Raw genomic sequence first — 13,525 nt, 5'->3', positions numbered from 1 at the left:
CGGGCCCTGGCGACGCGAATCGCCGCCCCCGCGGGCGATTCGTGCGTCCGCTCCGGCACCGCGACTTCCGCATCCTGTTCGCGGCGGTCGTGCTCTCGATCCTCGGCGCGGGGATGTGGGCCGTCGTCATGGTCTACGCCGTCATCGGAGCAGGAGGCGGGCCCCTCGAGCTCTCGCTCGTGGCGTCCGCGAATGCCGTCGGCCTTCTGGCCTGCGCCATTCCGGGAGGGATCGTCGCCGATCGCGTGTCACGTCGCTGGGTGCTGCGCGGCATCGAGCTGATCAACGTCCTCGCGGTGTCGTCGGTGGTGGTGGCCGGGTGGTCGGGTCCCGTGCCGATCTGGCACCTCGCGATCGTCGCGTTCACCGTCGGTGCCGGCGCCGGGTTCTTCTATCCCTCCTACAGCGCGATCCTTCCGCGCATCCTGCCTCCCGAGCAGCTGCTGGCAGCCAACGGCCTGGAGGGGGCGATGCGCCCCGCACTGCAGCAGGCGGCCGGCCCCGCGGCAGCCGGGCTGCTTCTGGCGGCGCTCATCCCCACGCACGCGGCCGGAGTCGTCGTGCTCGCGCACCTGATCGCCCTCGTTCTGCTCATGTTCCTGCGGCCCGAGCCGGCGGCCGACCATGCCGCCCGTGCTCCGACGAGCGTTCTGCACGACCTCACCGAGGCCGTGCGATTCACGGTGCGCACGCCGTGGCTGCTGTGGACGCTGCTGTTCGCGACAGGGTGGGTGCTCGTCTCGATCGGGCCCGAGGAGGTGCTGCTGCCCTTCATCACCCGCGAACGCATCGGAGACGACCCGCGGTGGTTCGGCTTCCTGCTCGCCGCGCTGGGGCTCGGCGGAGTGCTCGGCTCGATCTTCGTCTCGTCGCTCCGGCTGCCCCGTCGATACCTCACGACGATGAACCTCGTGTGGGGCATCGGCACACTCCCCTTCGTGGTCATCGGGCTCACCGACCAGTACTGGCTGATGCTCGTCTCCTGCTTCGCGATCGGCTTCGCGTTCAGCTACGGGAACGTGATCTGGGGAACGCTGCTGCAGCGCCGGGTGCCGACCCATATGCTCGGGCGGGTCTCGAGCCTCGACTTCTTCGTCTCTCTCGCGCTCATGCCCGTGTCGATGGCCCTCGCAGGTCCCGTGGCGGAAGTCGTCCCCATCCCGGTGATCTTCATCGCCGCCGGCGTGCTGCCGTTGTGCTTCGGTGTCGTGGCGATCCTCGCCGCGCGGATGCCGCAGGACGAGCTCGCACATCCACTGACTGACTGACGCCTTCAGGCGCCTTCGTTATGCTGGGTCGTCCGGCGCGACGCACCCTGCCGCTCCTCGCAGGGTTCGTTCACCAGTCTCTCCACCCGCGTGTGCCAAGATCCGATCAGGGCGCCCGCACCGCGTCGCCGACACGGAAGGTGCCAGTGACCACGCAACCACAGCACGACCTCGACACCGCCCCGCGTCCGCGAACCGGCGACGCGGCCGTCTCCGGCGCCCTGGCGCGCGTCCGGCGCGCGGCCCACGGGTTCCGCACGATGCTGGTGGCTCTGCCGACGCCGCACCGCGACGTCGAGCCGATCGCCAGAGGCACTCTTTCGAAGGTGCTTCTGCTGTGGGCCGGGGGGCGCGCGATCAACCTGGCGCTGCTCGGGATCTTCTACCAGATCGCGCGGGTGAGCGGATGGGGGTTCGGCCCGGATAAGAATCCGATCACGACGTTCCTCAACTTCCTCTCCGATTGGGACGGCGCCCGCTACGGGCGCATCTCGCAGATCGGCTACCCGCCATCGCTGCCCATGAACGTGGCGGGCGTCATCCAGCCGAACGACTGGGCATTCCTCCCGGTGTTCCCCGGTCTCGAGCGCGCAGTGTCGGATCTGCTGGGAGTCCCGTGGCAGCTCGCGGGCGTCGCGATCAGCATCGCGGCGAGCGCCGGAGCCACCCTTCTGCTCTACATCCTGCTGCGCCGGGTCACGAGTGCGCACGCGTCGTGGTGGGCGGTCGTGCTCTTCACGCTGAGCCCGCTTTCGTTCATCTTCGTCCTCGCCTACGCCGAGTCGCTCTACCTGCTGATGCTTTTCGGGATGCTGATCCTCGCGGTCGATCGCAGATACGGCTGGATCGCGCCGATCGGTCTGATCGCGGCGTTCACCAGACCCGGAGTCCTCGCTCTCTCGCTCGGACTCGGCATCGTATTCGTCGTCCGCTTCGTCCGACGGCACATCGATCCGTTCCCGCTCCGCCAGATGATCGGGCTCATCGTCTCGGGCCTCGTCATGGCGATCGCGGGGCTGGCGTGGCAGTACATCGCCGAAGCGGTCACCGGAACCCCGCACGCGTACGTCCGCACCGAGACGGCCTGGTGGATTCCTTTCATCGGCCCCGGCGACTTCGTGCCGATGACCCCGTGGTTCCGCCTGTTCGGCACGTACATGGGATTCCTCGGCGTCCTGGTCGTGCTCGCGCTCATGATCGGATTCGTGCTCTGGATGCGCTCGCCACAGGTCCGCCGCCTCGGGCTCGAGATCGTCGCGTACTCGGCGAGCTACGGACTGTATCTGTTCGCCGTCTTCCTTCCGCAGCAGAGCGTCTTCCGGCTCGCGGTGCCCCTTGCGCCGCTGCTCGCGGACGAGCGACTGTCGAGTACGCCCGCGCGGCGCGGGTGGGGGATCGCGATCTGCCTGGTGGGTCAGGTCGTCGCCATCCTTCTGCTGTGGACGACCGGCTGGCCGTAGCCCCGGCTCGAGTCTCCGAGACGGCATGGCCACAGCACAGGGGCTGCTACCGTGATCACGCGCGGCCAGCGCCGGGCGTCGGCGCCCTCCTGAGGCCGCGGAATGCGCGAGCTGGTGGAGAGGAATATGGGAAGCCAGCACGCCGAAGCGGACGAGGCTGACGCATTCGCCTCCGCCCAACCACCGCGGTAACGGCGTGAAGCCGCCGTCTGCTCATTCCCGTTCTTGCTCCTCACGATCGAACATAACGAGCATAATGGTAGTTCGTCGGGTGTCCGAGCGGCCGAGGAGCGACTTCGCGCGGTGATATCCTCGGTCGGTACGCCTCCGTAGCTCAGGGGATAGAGCGTTGGTTTCCGGTACCAAAGGTCGCTGGTTCGATTCCAGTCGGGGGCACCAATCGAGACAAGGGGTCGCGGGTCATTCAGACCTCGCGGCCCCTTTGTCGTGACAACACTTTGACAACACTTGCCGCGCGCTTTGCCTCGTCGAGTCGGGTCGCGACATCTTCAAGGTCGTCGTCGAACAGGTCCGCGTAGACGTCTTGCGTATGAATCGGCCTGACTCTCGTTCCTATCGGGCGGTAGTTCGACCCATGATCGGCGTGATGGATCAGCCCGTCCGGGCGCCCGCCAGCGGCCCACGCGGCCATATCGAGTGCCCGGAGCGGCAGGATGTCGGATCGGAGCGTCGACGCGACGTTCCAGCCCACGATGCGACGCGAGTACACATCGGTGACGAACGCGGCGTAAGCGAACCCAGACCAAATCGCGACATATGTCACGTCGGCGACCCAGAGTCTGCGCGGGCCGGGAGCGGTGAACCGGCGCTGCACGAGATCCTCCGGCTTGTCCACTGCCGGATCGGACTTCGTCGTGAACACCCGCTTCGAGCGCTTCACGCCCTCCACACCGGCGAGCCGCATCAGCCGTTCCGTCTGATCGCGGCCGACATCCCACCCCTACCGGCGCATCAGGGCATGCATCGTCCGACGCCGTAGACGCCGTAGTTCTCCGCATGCAACCGCGCGACCTCCAGCAGCAGCAGCTCATCCTTCATCTGCCGCGCGGACGGAGCACGACCCACTGCGGCGCGATACCCGCGGGCGGTGAGGAACCCATGAACTGAGGAACTGAGGACCCGGCAGATGAGCTCGACCCCGAAACGATTCCGATGTTCGTTCATGAACAGGATCATCTCGGTCAGGGCCGGTCGAGCTCCTTCGCGAAGAACACGCTCGCAGCCTTGAGGATCTCGTTTGCCTTTCGTAGCTCAGAGACCTCCTTCTGCAGGCGCTTGATCTCCGCCGCGGCCTCGGTCGTGACACCGGGCTTGACACCTGCGTCGATCTCGTATCGGCGTTGCCATAACCGCAACGTCTCCGGGCTCATCCCCAGCAGTCCGGCCACATGCCGGACCGCGCTCATCATCGTGGGCGCGGGCGCGTCTCCGCGAGCATCCTGGGCGCGCGCTCACGCATCTCCGCCGAATACTTCCTGTTCATCGTGTTCCGCTCTTACGTGAAGAACGGAACGAAAGTCAGGCCGATTCAAGCGACGTCGACGTCGTCGTCGTCGTCATCGTCATCGTCATCGTCGGCGCCGTCCTCGTCGTCCTCGTCGTCATCCGCGTCCTCAAGGTCGTCATCTACGTCGTCGTCATGGGCATCGTCGATTGCATAGGCATCGGCAGCGACGCCCCAGGTGGATCACGGACTGAGGCTGGGCCAACAACCATCCCAAACGCGCACAAGCGCGGTGTTCAACTCAATGCGGCTTCCGCAGCCTTGAGTCGTGAGGTCATCACTTCAAGGGAGAAGACGTCTGCGCCGTGGGCTGCTGCAAAGCGGGGTAGCGCAGCCACCACCGGACGCAGATCTTCCAGGAAGGCGTTTGCGACTGTGGGCCTGACGCCGAAGAGGTCGAGCGCATCCTTCCCCGTGAAAGAGTCGAGCCCGAGTTCGCTGTTGCCCAGTAGCGCCAGCTGATGGTCATTCCCGTCGCCAACCGGCTCCGGGTTGACGTCGAACGCTGGAGAGAGCGCCCAAGCTGTCCCGCGGCGAAGAAAGCCATGGTTCCGCAGGTGGTCGTCGAGATTACCGACCAGTGCCCCGAACACAGCTCGTCGCCACAGCTGAGTCGGATCGGAGCCGGCAAGCTGCGCAAAGTCGACGACGTCAACCCAATCTCCGCCCTCACCGTCGGTGGCTTCCAGTGCGGTCATCGCGGAAATGTAGGGGATGCGTACACCGTCATCCGTACGATCGAATCGCCTCAGAAATAGCACGGTGCGTTCAGAGCCGTCGACCAGCACCCGTTTCGTCAAGTGCTGGGGGACGTCGATTCCTACCGTCCCCATGGCATCGAGCATCGCCGCTTCCCAGGCCATTACGTTCCAGTCGTCGCCGACCGGCTTGGGGAATTTTGCTAACCAGAGATCACCGCCGATCTTCACGTTCGCCTTGGGGCGGGCACCACCCAACGAGCCGGTCGCCCGGAATAGACGACGAACCGCGACGTCGTCGATCTCCGTCTCGCCGCGTTCGATCTGATCTGCAACGTGGATGATGTCAGCCAGATCCGCCTCAACTGGCACACCATTGCCAGACGTTACGGCGGCCCCGTCGCCCCAGAAACGTGTCGCTCCCTGACGACCCTCATCGTTGACACCAAACATAAGAGTGAGCTCGTCGAGCTGTCGGCCCGCCGCGCGATTCTGCACCTTCCGGCCCCATGTATCGGGTGCCGAGTCGCTAAATGGGTTAGTGGGCTGCAGCGGTTGTGCGCCCGGAAACAAGCCCAGGGCCGGAGCGAGCTCGAAGGCGTCTCGCCTGCGAAGGTAGTCGGAGTCGTACTCGAACGCGCCGGACGTTCTGGTGCGGTAGATCCTGCCGGCGAGTAGTTCCTTGCGACCGACTACCGTGGTCACCTCATAGACGTCAGTCATCGCTACGAACGCGCACTCGTTCGGGAAGCCTTTCGTCTACCATCAGTCGGCCACGCTCGGTACTGAACGGATCGCTGGCGGCTACGACGGCATCCATCAGCCCCAGGACTCGCATGACGCGTAGCGTGATCTCAAGGGTCGTGCCGTCGCCGTTCTCAAGCTTGCTTATCGTCTGCGGCGTGGTTCCGGCGCGCTCAGCAATCATTCTCGCGGTTAGTCCCAGCAGCTTTCGCTGGCTCGCAAGGTTCTGTCCGATCGTTCGCATAGACCGCTTGACGGGGATGGGAGTGATTGACATAAATCAATGTTAGATCAAAGAAGCTTGATCTAAAGCCTATTTAGATCAAGTTTCATTGATTTAATGATGGGCGCAGCCGGGCGACGACGCGCGAAGCAGCCGTGACGAATGTGCGGGCAAACGATCTGAACGACCCGGCTGGCCCCGGCCTTGCGGTTCCGACATCACTCGAGTCCATGACCTCAGCGCGAGGACCCGTGCTGATCCGCATAGTCAGGACGGGAGCGTTGACCGTGGCAGTTCTACATCGGAGTCTCGCCGTCCTGCCCTCCGTCCGCCGCTGCCTGCCACCCGCTCACCCGTCACCATGCGCCCTTCTTGAGTGCGGCGGAGGGCGTGTCGCGTCGGGTGGGCGGTGCGACGTCGGCGGCGTGCGGCATCACCGATCGCGCCCTTCTCGTGGCGGGCCCACCTGCATACGGTGGATCGATGGAGAACGCAGAGAACCACTGACCGGTCCCGCAATGGCTGGGGCCGTCGCACATGAAGAACCAGCGAGGGAGGGGTGACCGTGGGCAAAGCGGCAGCATCTGAACCGACAGCGGGCGACGTGGTGACCGCCGCGTTGCGCGACCTGGTGCAGAGTTTCGACCAGACCGAATCGGCGGCGCTGGCGGGCGAGCTCGACGGAGTGCATCAGCACAGGACCATCGTGCGCCGACTCCGCAGTGTGCTCGGCGTCTTCCGCGACCTGTTCGATCCCTTCGCGGTGAAGGAACTGCGCAGGTCCCTACAGGAATGGGGGACCGCGCTCGGCGTCGTGCGTGACCACGAGGTCGCCGCTCAGCTCGCCGATGCGCTCGTCGCCGACGTGGATGCCGCCGCCTCGGATGCGCGCGTGTCCACACGCCTGGCAGCGCCCGTGCGGGATGCCACGCTCGCCGCACACCATCGTGTCGTCGAGATCCACGATCTGGAGAGGCTGAGGCAGATGCGCCGACGGCTGCATGAATTCGCCGCCGACCCACCGCTCTCGGCCGCCGCGGCGGAGCCGGGCACGACCCTCCGGATTCTTCTGATCGACGAGGCCGAGCGGGTGGTGCGGGAAGCCAAGCGACCGACGGCGTCATTGCACGTGCAGCATGCCGTGCGGAAGCGGGCTCGGCGGGTGGCGCACGCGATCGAGGGCGCGATGACCGATCCGCCGGGGATCTTCGGCGATTCCCTGCGCGCGGTCGCCAAGGCTGCGCACCGCATCCAGTCGGCACTCGGGGATCACCGGGATGCCGTCTTGCTCGCCGACCGCATCGATCAGGCCCGCACCCTTGCTGGTCGAGCCGGCGAGGGCACGCTCGTCTACGACGAGCTCGACGCTCGTGCCCGCGCCTTCGCTGACGAGAGATTGCGCGCCGTGCGTCCAGCCCGTAAGAAGCTCGCGACGGCGATCGAGCGCGCCGCCCCCTAGATCCCTCGGCTCGACGGCACCGCGGAGGTGAACCCGATGAGGCCGATCGTGTTCAGGCCGACGAGGTCGAAGGGTCCACTTCGAGAAGAACTTCATTGTGACGCAGGAACGCGGGCATGAAGGGCGGATCGAAGCGGGCGGAGATGTCGGGGCCTATCGCCGTCAGGCCGGCCGCTCGCACGTCTGCGCGCAGCTTCTCCCGGTGAGCGCCATAGCGGGCTGCGCTCCAGCTTCCGCTGAACCGCGCCGCGGCGACGACGGATTCGGGCACGGTGCGCAGCTGAACCGTCGAGTCTGCGGGGACGGGAGCGGAGGCTGCCGTCAATGTCGCGGGGAGCACGAACGCGACCCGGTAGCGCTCGGGCCCCGAAGGAGCCGAAACGTCCTCGATGTCCGGCGAGCGGCGGACGCCGTCGATCATGAGATCGCTACTGCTCTGGAGAACGGGCGCGGTCATGGCGATCTTCGTGCGCGTGGCGTTGGCTCCCGTGATGTAGCCGAAGAGAAGCCCGAACGCACGATTTCCCGCCGACTCGAACGGGCCTTCCACTGTCACCTCCGCGAGGACGTGCTCCGGATAGCGACGCGTCTCGAACGTGCCGTAGTCGCGGACGACGTCGTAGGGCTGCTGCTCGGTCATCGGGATCTCGATTCTCTGGATTCGGCCGGCTCAGATGCCCACGTCACGTCACGTCCTGGGATGGGATGGGATCGACTAGGCGATGCCGGTCGCCCCGAGCAAGGTGCCGATGCCATATGTCGCGACAAGCGCGATCGCACCCCCGATCACGACGCGGAGGACTGATTTGGCCGTAGAGCTGCCGCCGAGGCGCGCAGAGATCCACCCGGTCAGGGCCAGCGCGACCAGCACAGCGATGAACGTCGCAGGGACCCGCCACTCCGCCGGGGGGAGGAGGATCGCCAGGAGGGGGAGCAGGGCACCGATCGTGAAGGCGACGGCCGATGCTCCGGCGGCATGCCAGGGGCTGACGACGTCTGTCTCGTCGATGTTGAGCTCGGCGGACAGGTGCGCGGCGACGGCGTCATGCGCGGTGAGCTCGACGGCGACCTGGCGGGCCGTCTCGGGGCGAAGCCCCTTCGCCTCGTACAGGCCGGCGAGTTCCTCCAGCTCCTCGTCGGGCATCTCCGCCAGCTCCCGCTTCTCCTTGGCGATGAGGGCGCGCTCACTGTCGCTCTGACTGCTCACCGAGACGTACTCGCCGAGGGCCATCGAGACGGCGCCGCCGACGAGCCCGGCGACGCCTGCCGTGAGGATGGGAGAGATGTCGCTCGTCGCACCGGCCACGCCGACCACGATCGCGGCGACCGACACGATGCCGTCATTCGCGCCGAGCACGCCCGCACGAAGCCAGTTCAGGCGCTGCGCGAGCCCCTCTCGATGCGGTTCGCCGACGTGTGCAATCGGAACGGGGTCGCTCATGATCGGATCTCCATCTGCGAGGTCGGGCGGTAGGACAATTCAACAGGACGAGCGGTCCGGCCACGAGACCGCCTCACGAGGGAGGCTGGTCTCCTTAGAGTGGTCTGGGAACGGATCGGCTGTGATCAACGGGTGCAGACGACCGACGGAATGGGGGCCGACGTGAGCGCACGGCGGAGCCTGCTGCCACGACTCCTGTATGTCGAGGATGACGCGGAGATCGCCGGCATGGTGACCGAGGTCCTTTCCGAGGTCTACGACGTCGATCATCTCGCAGATGGTGCGGCGGCTCTCACCACTGCGCTGCGAGAGAACTACGACGTCATGGTGATCGACCGGAGGCTCCCCGGGATGGACGGAGTCGCCCTGGTCGCGGCGGTGCGCACCGCGCGCATCACGACACCCATCCTCCTGCTCACCGCGCTCGGCGGCGTGAGTGACCGGGTCGAGGGGCTGGATGCCGGGGCCAACGACTACCTCGTCAAGCCCTTCGACTTCGAAGAGCTCCTGGCCCGACTCCGAGCGCTCGTGCGCGGATACCGCGCCGAGGGCGAGCGGCGCCACCTCGGCGACTGGCTCTTCGTCCCGCGCTCGGGAGTCCTGCATTCGCCGACGGGCCTGCGCGTCGCGCTGACCCCCACGGAGTCGTCGCTGCTGGATGTGCTCAGTCGCAGCCCGGAACACGTGTTCTCGCGGGAAGAGCTCGTCGGCGCCGTGTTCGCTGCGGGAGACTCGCCGGGGTCGGTCGACACGTACGTGCACTACGTCCGCCGCAAATCGGTGCCGGAGATCATCGAGACCGTCCGCGGAATGGGATACCGGATCGGCGTTCCGACGTGAGCGACGTCGACGACGCCCATCGGGTGCGTCGAACGGCCAGACGCATCGGGCTGTGGGTGGGGGCGGCCTCGGCGGTCGTCATCGCCGCGGGGGTCGCGATCCTCGTCGGCGTCATTCTGCTGACGTCCCGGCCCGAGCGCGATGGCGGCGGAGGAGCGGGTGGAGGAGGGGGCGAACGCGTGCCCGACGGGGACCACGTGATCGTGGACGTCGATCGCGTCGTGCCGGTCGTGATCGTGCTGGGCATCATCGGCGTGGTGCTGCTCGGGGTGGTGGCCTGGTTCGCCGCGCGACGCTCCGTGCGCCCGCTCGCGGAGGCGCTGACCCTGCAGCGCAACTTCGTGTCCGACGCCAGCCACGAGCTGCGCACACCTCTGACGGCGCTGACCAGCCGCATCCAGATCCTGCAGAGACGGCACGCACGCGACGAGCCGATCGACGAGACCATCCTCGATCTGCGTCGCAACGCGGCGCAGATGGACGATGTGCTCACCGACCTCCTGCTGTCGGCGGAGGCCGACTCGGCGCCGGTCGGCGAGGCGGCCGATCCCGCCGAGTGCGCGGCGACCGCGGCCAGATCGCTCCAGCCGATCGCCGCGGACCGATCGGTGGTCATCGATGTCGCGCCGGCGAAGGGAACGGCGGGTGCCGGCGCGACGGCGATGATTCCCGCCGTGACACTCACGCGGCTCTGCGTGGCCCTCATCGACAACGCGATCCAGCACGCGCCGACCGGGAGTGCCATCGAGGTCACGGTCGCTCGTGCCGACCACCGCGTCGAGATCCGGGTGAGCGATCGCGGCGGGGGCATCCGGCCGGAGGACCTCGAGCGGATCTTCGAGCGGTTTGCGCGTTCCGGCGAGACGGGCAGACGCCGAGGGTTCGGTCTCGGCCTGTCGCTCGTGCGGGAGGTCGCGACGCGCTACCACGGCTCGATCGCCGTGGAGCAGACATCCGCTGAGGGCACGACCTTCCTGCTCACGCTGCCCTCGAGCTGAGCGGCATCGACGTGAGGTGAGCGCGACCCGCGTCCACCATCCCGACCTCGATCTCGGTGGCACCGGTCCAACGCCGGACGGCGCCCGACGCTGAGATCACGATGCCCGTGCGGGTCGACGCATCCGCGATCCACGACAGGTCGTCGGCCCCCGCCACGACGGCGACCGTCGCCCAGACGTCGGCGGCGGTGAGCGAATCGGCAACGACGGTGGCGCTCGCGACCGAGGTCGCGGCAGCGCCGGTCCGCGGGTCGATGATGTGCGTGCCCCGTTCGGCGGTGCCGGACGTGGCGACGGCACCGTCGACGACCTCGAGCGTCGCGACGATCGTGCCGGGGCGGTGCGGGTCGGCGATGCCGACCGACCAGCGCCAGTCCGAGGCATCCGACGTGAACAGCTGCATGTCTCCGCCGGCGTTGATGCCGGCGGCGACCACCCCGGGGGTCGCGATGAGGGGCGCCAGGTGCTGCCGGGCGGCGGCCTCGACCGCCCAGCCCTTCACGTACCCGCTCGGGTCGAACGAGTGCCCCGCGTACGCGGTGAAGCGCCCCCGCGACGCGATCTCCCACGCGTCGCACGCGTCGGCGACGTCGCGCACGCGCGGGTCGAGCTCATCGAGGGGTGCGCCGCCGCGCAGGCGAGACACGTCCGACTCAGATCGGTAGGTCGAGAACACGCGGTCGATCTCGCGTAGGTGGGCGAAGCATGCCCTCGCTGCCTCCGATCCGGCCCGTGGCGATCCGGCTCGCGTGATCACGTGGATGCTCACGGTCGTTCCCATGATGTCCTCCGCCCATGCCCAGCGGGCGAAGCCCTGCCCGCTCATGCCTTCGCCCGATCGAGGGCGCTCTGGAGCGACTGCACGTAGCCCTCGCTCGTGTAGGTCGCTCCGGAGACCATGTCGATCTGCGCGTTCTGCGCGCTGAGGGTCTCGGACACGAGCCGCGGCAGCGCGATCGAGTTGATCTGACGATCGCGTGAGTCGCCGTTCGGGTACTCCGGCACCTGCACATCGGTGATCGCGCCGCCCGACACGGTGATCTGCACGGCCACCGGCCCGTAACGCGTGTTGACGGCGGAGCCGGTGAACGTGCCGTCCTTCAGCCCAGAGGCCGACGCAGCCGGCGCGGATGCCGATGCGGATGCGGACGCGGATGCGGACGCGGATGCCGATGGTGTCGACGATGCGGACGGCGACGGCGACGGGGCCGCGGACGTCGTCGGTGCGGGCGTCGGGGCAGCGCCGGGCTTCGCCGTCGTCGTGGTGGATCCCGATACCGGCGCGATGTCGGCCGCGACCGTCTCGCCGAGCGAGGTCCGGTAGCTGAACAGCAGCACGAGCCCGCTGATCGTGGCGAGGATGCCGTAGATGATCTTCTTCATGTCGCCTCGTTCCTAGACGGTGAATGCTTCGGTGTGGATGCGCTCGGCGGCGACGCCCGCATGACGGAGGTCGGCGCGCAGGCTCGCCATCCACGGGATCGGTCCGCACACGAACACGTCGTACGCATCGATGTCCCGAGCGAGCTGCCTGATCAGGTCAGCTCCTCGCCATTGCGCGTGCGTGGCAGGGAGCCACGACGACGCGCCTCCGGAACGGGGTCCGTTCAGCGTGTAGTACTGGACCCCCCGGGTGCGCATGAGGTTGTGGATCGCCCCGAGCCGCAGCACGTCGGCGTCCTCATGGTCACGCGTGAGCAGCGTCGCGGCGCCGGGGGCGTAGGCCTCCGACTCCAGGAGCGCCACGAGGGGGGCGACGCCGGCGCCGGCGCCGATCATGAGGAGCTTCGTCCCCGTCCGGACAGCCCCGGTCATCTTGCCGTAGGGCCCCTCGAAGACGACCTTCGTCCCCCGGCGGAGGGTGGTGAGGCGCCGCGTGCCATCGCCGACCAGCCGCGCCGAGATCGTCAGCTCGTTGCCGATGGGGGCCGCAGCGAGTGAGAACGGGTGCCCCCGCATCCATCCGGGCCCGTCGAGGAAGCGCCACACGAAGAACTGTCCCGCGGCGGCGCCCAGCCGCTGGATGTCACGGCCCCGCATGCGCACCGCGACCCCGCGCTGCCCGTCGCGCTCGACCGCGACCACGCGCACATCGTGCCGCATCGATCGCCACAGGGGCACGCCGATGCGGAAGACGAGGACGGATGCGGCCACCAGCGCCCACAACCCCCACCAGTACACCGTCGCGAGCGTCGAGGCGGTGAAGTCCGCGCCGGTCCACAGCATGTGGGGGATCGCGAGTCCGACGCCGAGGTAGCCATAGAGGTGCAGGAGGTGCCACGACTCGTATCTCAGGCGGCGCCGCGCCCGGCGGAGGGAGGTGATCACGACGAGAACCAGGAGGATCGTGGCCGCCGTGGCCAGCAGCATCCCCGGGTAATCCCAGATGAACTGCCACAGCTGCACGAAGGGGTTCAGGTCGGCCACGGCGGCATAGCCGAGCACCTGCAGCACGATGTGCACGAGGAGCAGCCAGAAGGACCAGAACCCGACGAGCCGGTGCATCCGCGTGATGCCGTCGCGGCCGAACCCGCGCTCGAAGACGGGCACCCTCGCCATCAGCAGCACCTGGTAGAGGAGGAGGTTCGCTGAGATCAGGCCGCTGAGGCGGCCGAGGGTGTTGAGGGTCTCGGCGTTGTGCGCGAGGACAGCGTCCACTCCACCGCCGTGGACCCACAGGGCGACCACCACCAGGCTCGTGAACCAGATCACGGTCGAGGCGGCGAGGTTCCAGGCGACGGCTGGACGGGAGCGCACCTCGGGATCGAGCAGGCGCCCGACCGGCTCGGGAGCACCGCGCGTGGCGCGGCGGGCGCCGGGGGGCGACACGGAGGTGAGAGAAGCCATGCTCCGATCGTGGGCATTCGAT

General features: G+C 67.8%; 15 protein-coding genes and 1 tRNA gene. 6 read left to right on the top strand and 10 right to left on the bottom strand.

The annotated features are described in order from the left end of the window. Positions 1–41 precede the first annotated feature (41 nt). The 3 genes from F6B43_RS05980 to F6B43_RS05970 all read left to right on the top strand — a co-directional run bounded on the left by F6B43_RS05980 (position 42) and on the right by F6B43_RS05970 (position 3,127). On the top strand, positions 42–1,268 hold the full coding sequence (locus F6B43_RS05980; RefSeq protein ID WP_150448455.1) for an MFS transporter: 1,227 nt from the start codon (positions 42–44) through the stop codon (positions 1,266–1,268). Between the two features lie 146 nt (positions 1,269–1,414). Next, entirely contained in the window at positions 1,415–2,728 is a 1,314-nt protein-coding gene (locus F6B43_RS05975; RefSeq protein WP_150447921.1) for a hypothetical protein, read from the top strand. A 323-nt stretch (positions 2,729–3,051) separates the two neighbouring features. Then, positions 3,052–3,127 (top strand) — tRNA-Arg (locus tag F6B43_RS05970). Positions 3,128–3,152: 25 nt separating this feature from the next. Here F6B43_RS05970 and F6B43_RS05965 read toward each other — a convergent pair. The 5 genes from F6B43_RS05965 to F6B43_RS05940 form a co-directional block, all read right to left on the bottom strand. Beyond that, a complete protein-coding gene (locus tag F6B43_RS05965; RefSeq protein ID WP_150447920.1) occupies positions 3,153–3,653 on the bottom strand; it encodes a DDE-type integrase/transposase/recombinase in 501 nt (166 codons plus the stop codon). A 47-nt stretch (positions 3,654–3,700) separates the two neighbouring features. Continuing rightward, a complete protein-coding gene (locus F6B43_RS05960) occupies positions 3,701–3,913 on the bottom strand; it encodes a hypothetical protein (protein WP_150447919.1) in 213 nt (70 codons plus the stop codon). Between the two features lie 17 nt (positions 3,914–3,930). Continuing rightward, on the bottom strand, positions 3,931–4,155 hold the full coding sequence (locus tag F6B43_RS05955; protein WP_281349511.1) for a transposase: 225 nt from the start codon (positions 4,153–4,155) through the stop codon (positions 3,931–3,933). A gap of 334 nt (positions 4,156–4,489) precedes the next feature. Then, positions 4,490–5,674: a type II toxin-antitoxin system HipA family toxin gene (locus F6B43_RS05945; protein WP_150447917.1), complete on the bottom strand. Its 1,185-nt coding sequence runs from the start codon at positions 5,672–5,674 to the stop codon at positions 4,490–4,492. Then, positions 5,667–5,972, bottom strand: coding sequence for a helix-turn-helix domain-containing protein (locus F6B43_RS05940; RefSeq protein ID WP_150447916.1), 306 nt, complete (start codon positions 5,970–5,972; stop codon positions 5,667–5,669). Before F6B43_RS05940 ends, F6B43_RS05945 begins: the two co-directional genes overlap by 8 nt. Before the next feature lie 505 nt (positions 5,973–6,477). Between F6B43_RS05940 and F6B43_RS05935 the strand changes: the two genes are divergently transcribed. Then, entirely contained in the window at positions 6,478–7,377 is a 900-nt protein-coding gene (locus F6B43_RS05935) for a CHAD domain-containing protein (RefSeq protein WP_150447915.1), read from the top strand. Positions 7,378–7,429: 52 nt separating this feature from the next. Here F6B43_RS05935 and F6B43_RS05930 read toward each other — a convergent pair whose 3' ends face one another. Together F6B43_RS05930 and F6B43_RS05925 are read right to left on the bottom strand one after the other, a co-directional pair. Then, complete coding sequence (locus F6B43_RS05930; protein WP_150447914.1) at positions 7,430–8,017, bottom strand: SOUL family heme-binding protein; 588 nt, start codon at positions 8,015–8,017, stop codon at positions 7,430–7,432. Between the two features lie 75 nt (positions 8,018–8,092). Further along, positions 8,093–8,818: a VIT1/CCC1 transporter family protein gene (locus F6B43_RS05925; RefSeq protein ID WP_150447913.1), complete on the bottom strand. Its 726-nt coding sequence runs from the start codon at positions 8,816–8,818 to the stop codon at positions 8,093–8,095. Positions 8,819–8,950: 132 nt separating this feature from the next. Here F6B43_RS05925 and F6B43_RS05920 point away from each other — a divergent pair, with 132 nt between their 5' ends. Next, positions 8,951–9,658, top strand: coding sequence for a response regulator transcription factor (locus tag F6B43_RS05920; protein WP_343030076.1), 708 nt, complete (start codon positions 8,951–8,953; stop codon positions 9,656–9,658). Continuing rightward, the gene (locus F6B43_RS05915) at positions 9,655–10,656 is read left to right on the top strand and encodes a sensor histidine kinase (RefSeq protein ID WP_150447912.1); all 1,002 of its coding nucleotides are present in this window, start codon (positions 9,655–9,657) and stop codon (positions 10,654–10,656) included. The genes F6B43_RS05920 and F6B43_RS05915 overlap by 4 nt, the downstream gene beginning before the upstream one ends. Here F6B43_RS05915 and F6B43_RS05910 read toward each other — a convergent pair. The 3 genes from F6B43_RS05910 to F6B43_RS05900 are packed head-to-tail and all read right to left on the bottom strand — an operon-like array spanning position 10,637 to position 13,503. Beyond that, positions 10,637–11,482 (bottom strand): FAD:protein FMN transferase, encoded by an 846-nt coding sequence (locus F6B43_RS05910; RefSeq protein ID WP_150447911.1) that lies wholly within the window; start codon positions 11,480–11,482, stop codon positions 10,637–10,639. The genes F6B43_RS05915 and F6B43_RS05910 overlap by 20 nt on opposite strands. Then, positions 11,479–12,039, bottom strand: coding sequence for an FMN-binding protein (locus tag F6B43_RS05905; protein ID WP_150447910.1), 561 nt, complete (start codon positions 12,037–12,039; stop codon positions 11,479–11,481). Before F6B43_RS05905 ends, F6B43_RS05910 begins: the two co-directional genes overlap by 4 nt. A 12-nt stretch (positions 12,040–12,051) precedes the next feature. Further along, entirely contained in the window at positions 12,052–13,503 is a 1,452-nt protein-coding gene (locus F6B43_RS05900) for a ferredoxin reductase family protein (RefSeq protein WP_150447909.1), read from the bottom strand. Between the last annotated feature and the right edge of the window lie 22 nt (positions 13,504–13,525).

This window comes from Microbacterium rhizomatis (genome assembly GCF_008710745.1).
GTDB classification, from domain to species: domain Bacteria; phylum Actinomycetota; class Actinomycetes; order Actinomycetales; family Microbacteriaceae; genus Microbacterium; species Microbacterium rhizomatis.
This window is presented reverse-complemented; position numbering and strand designations above follow the sequence as displayed.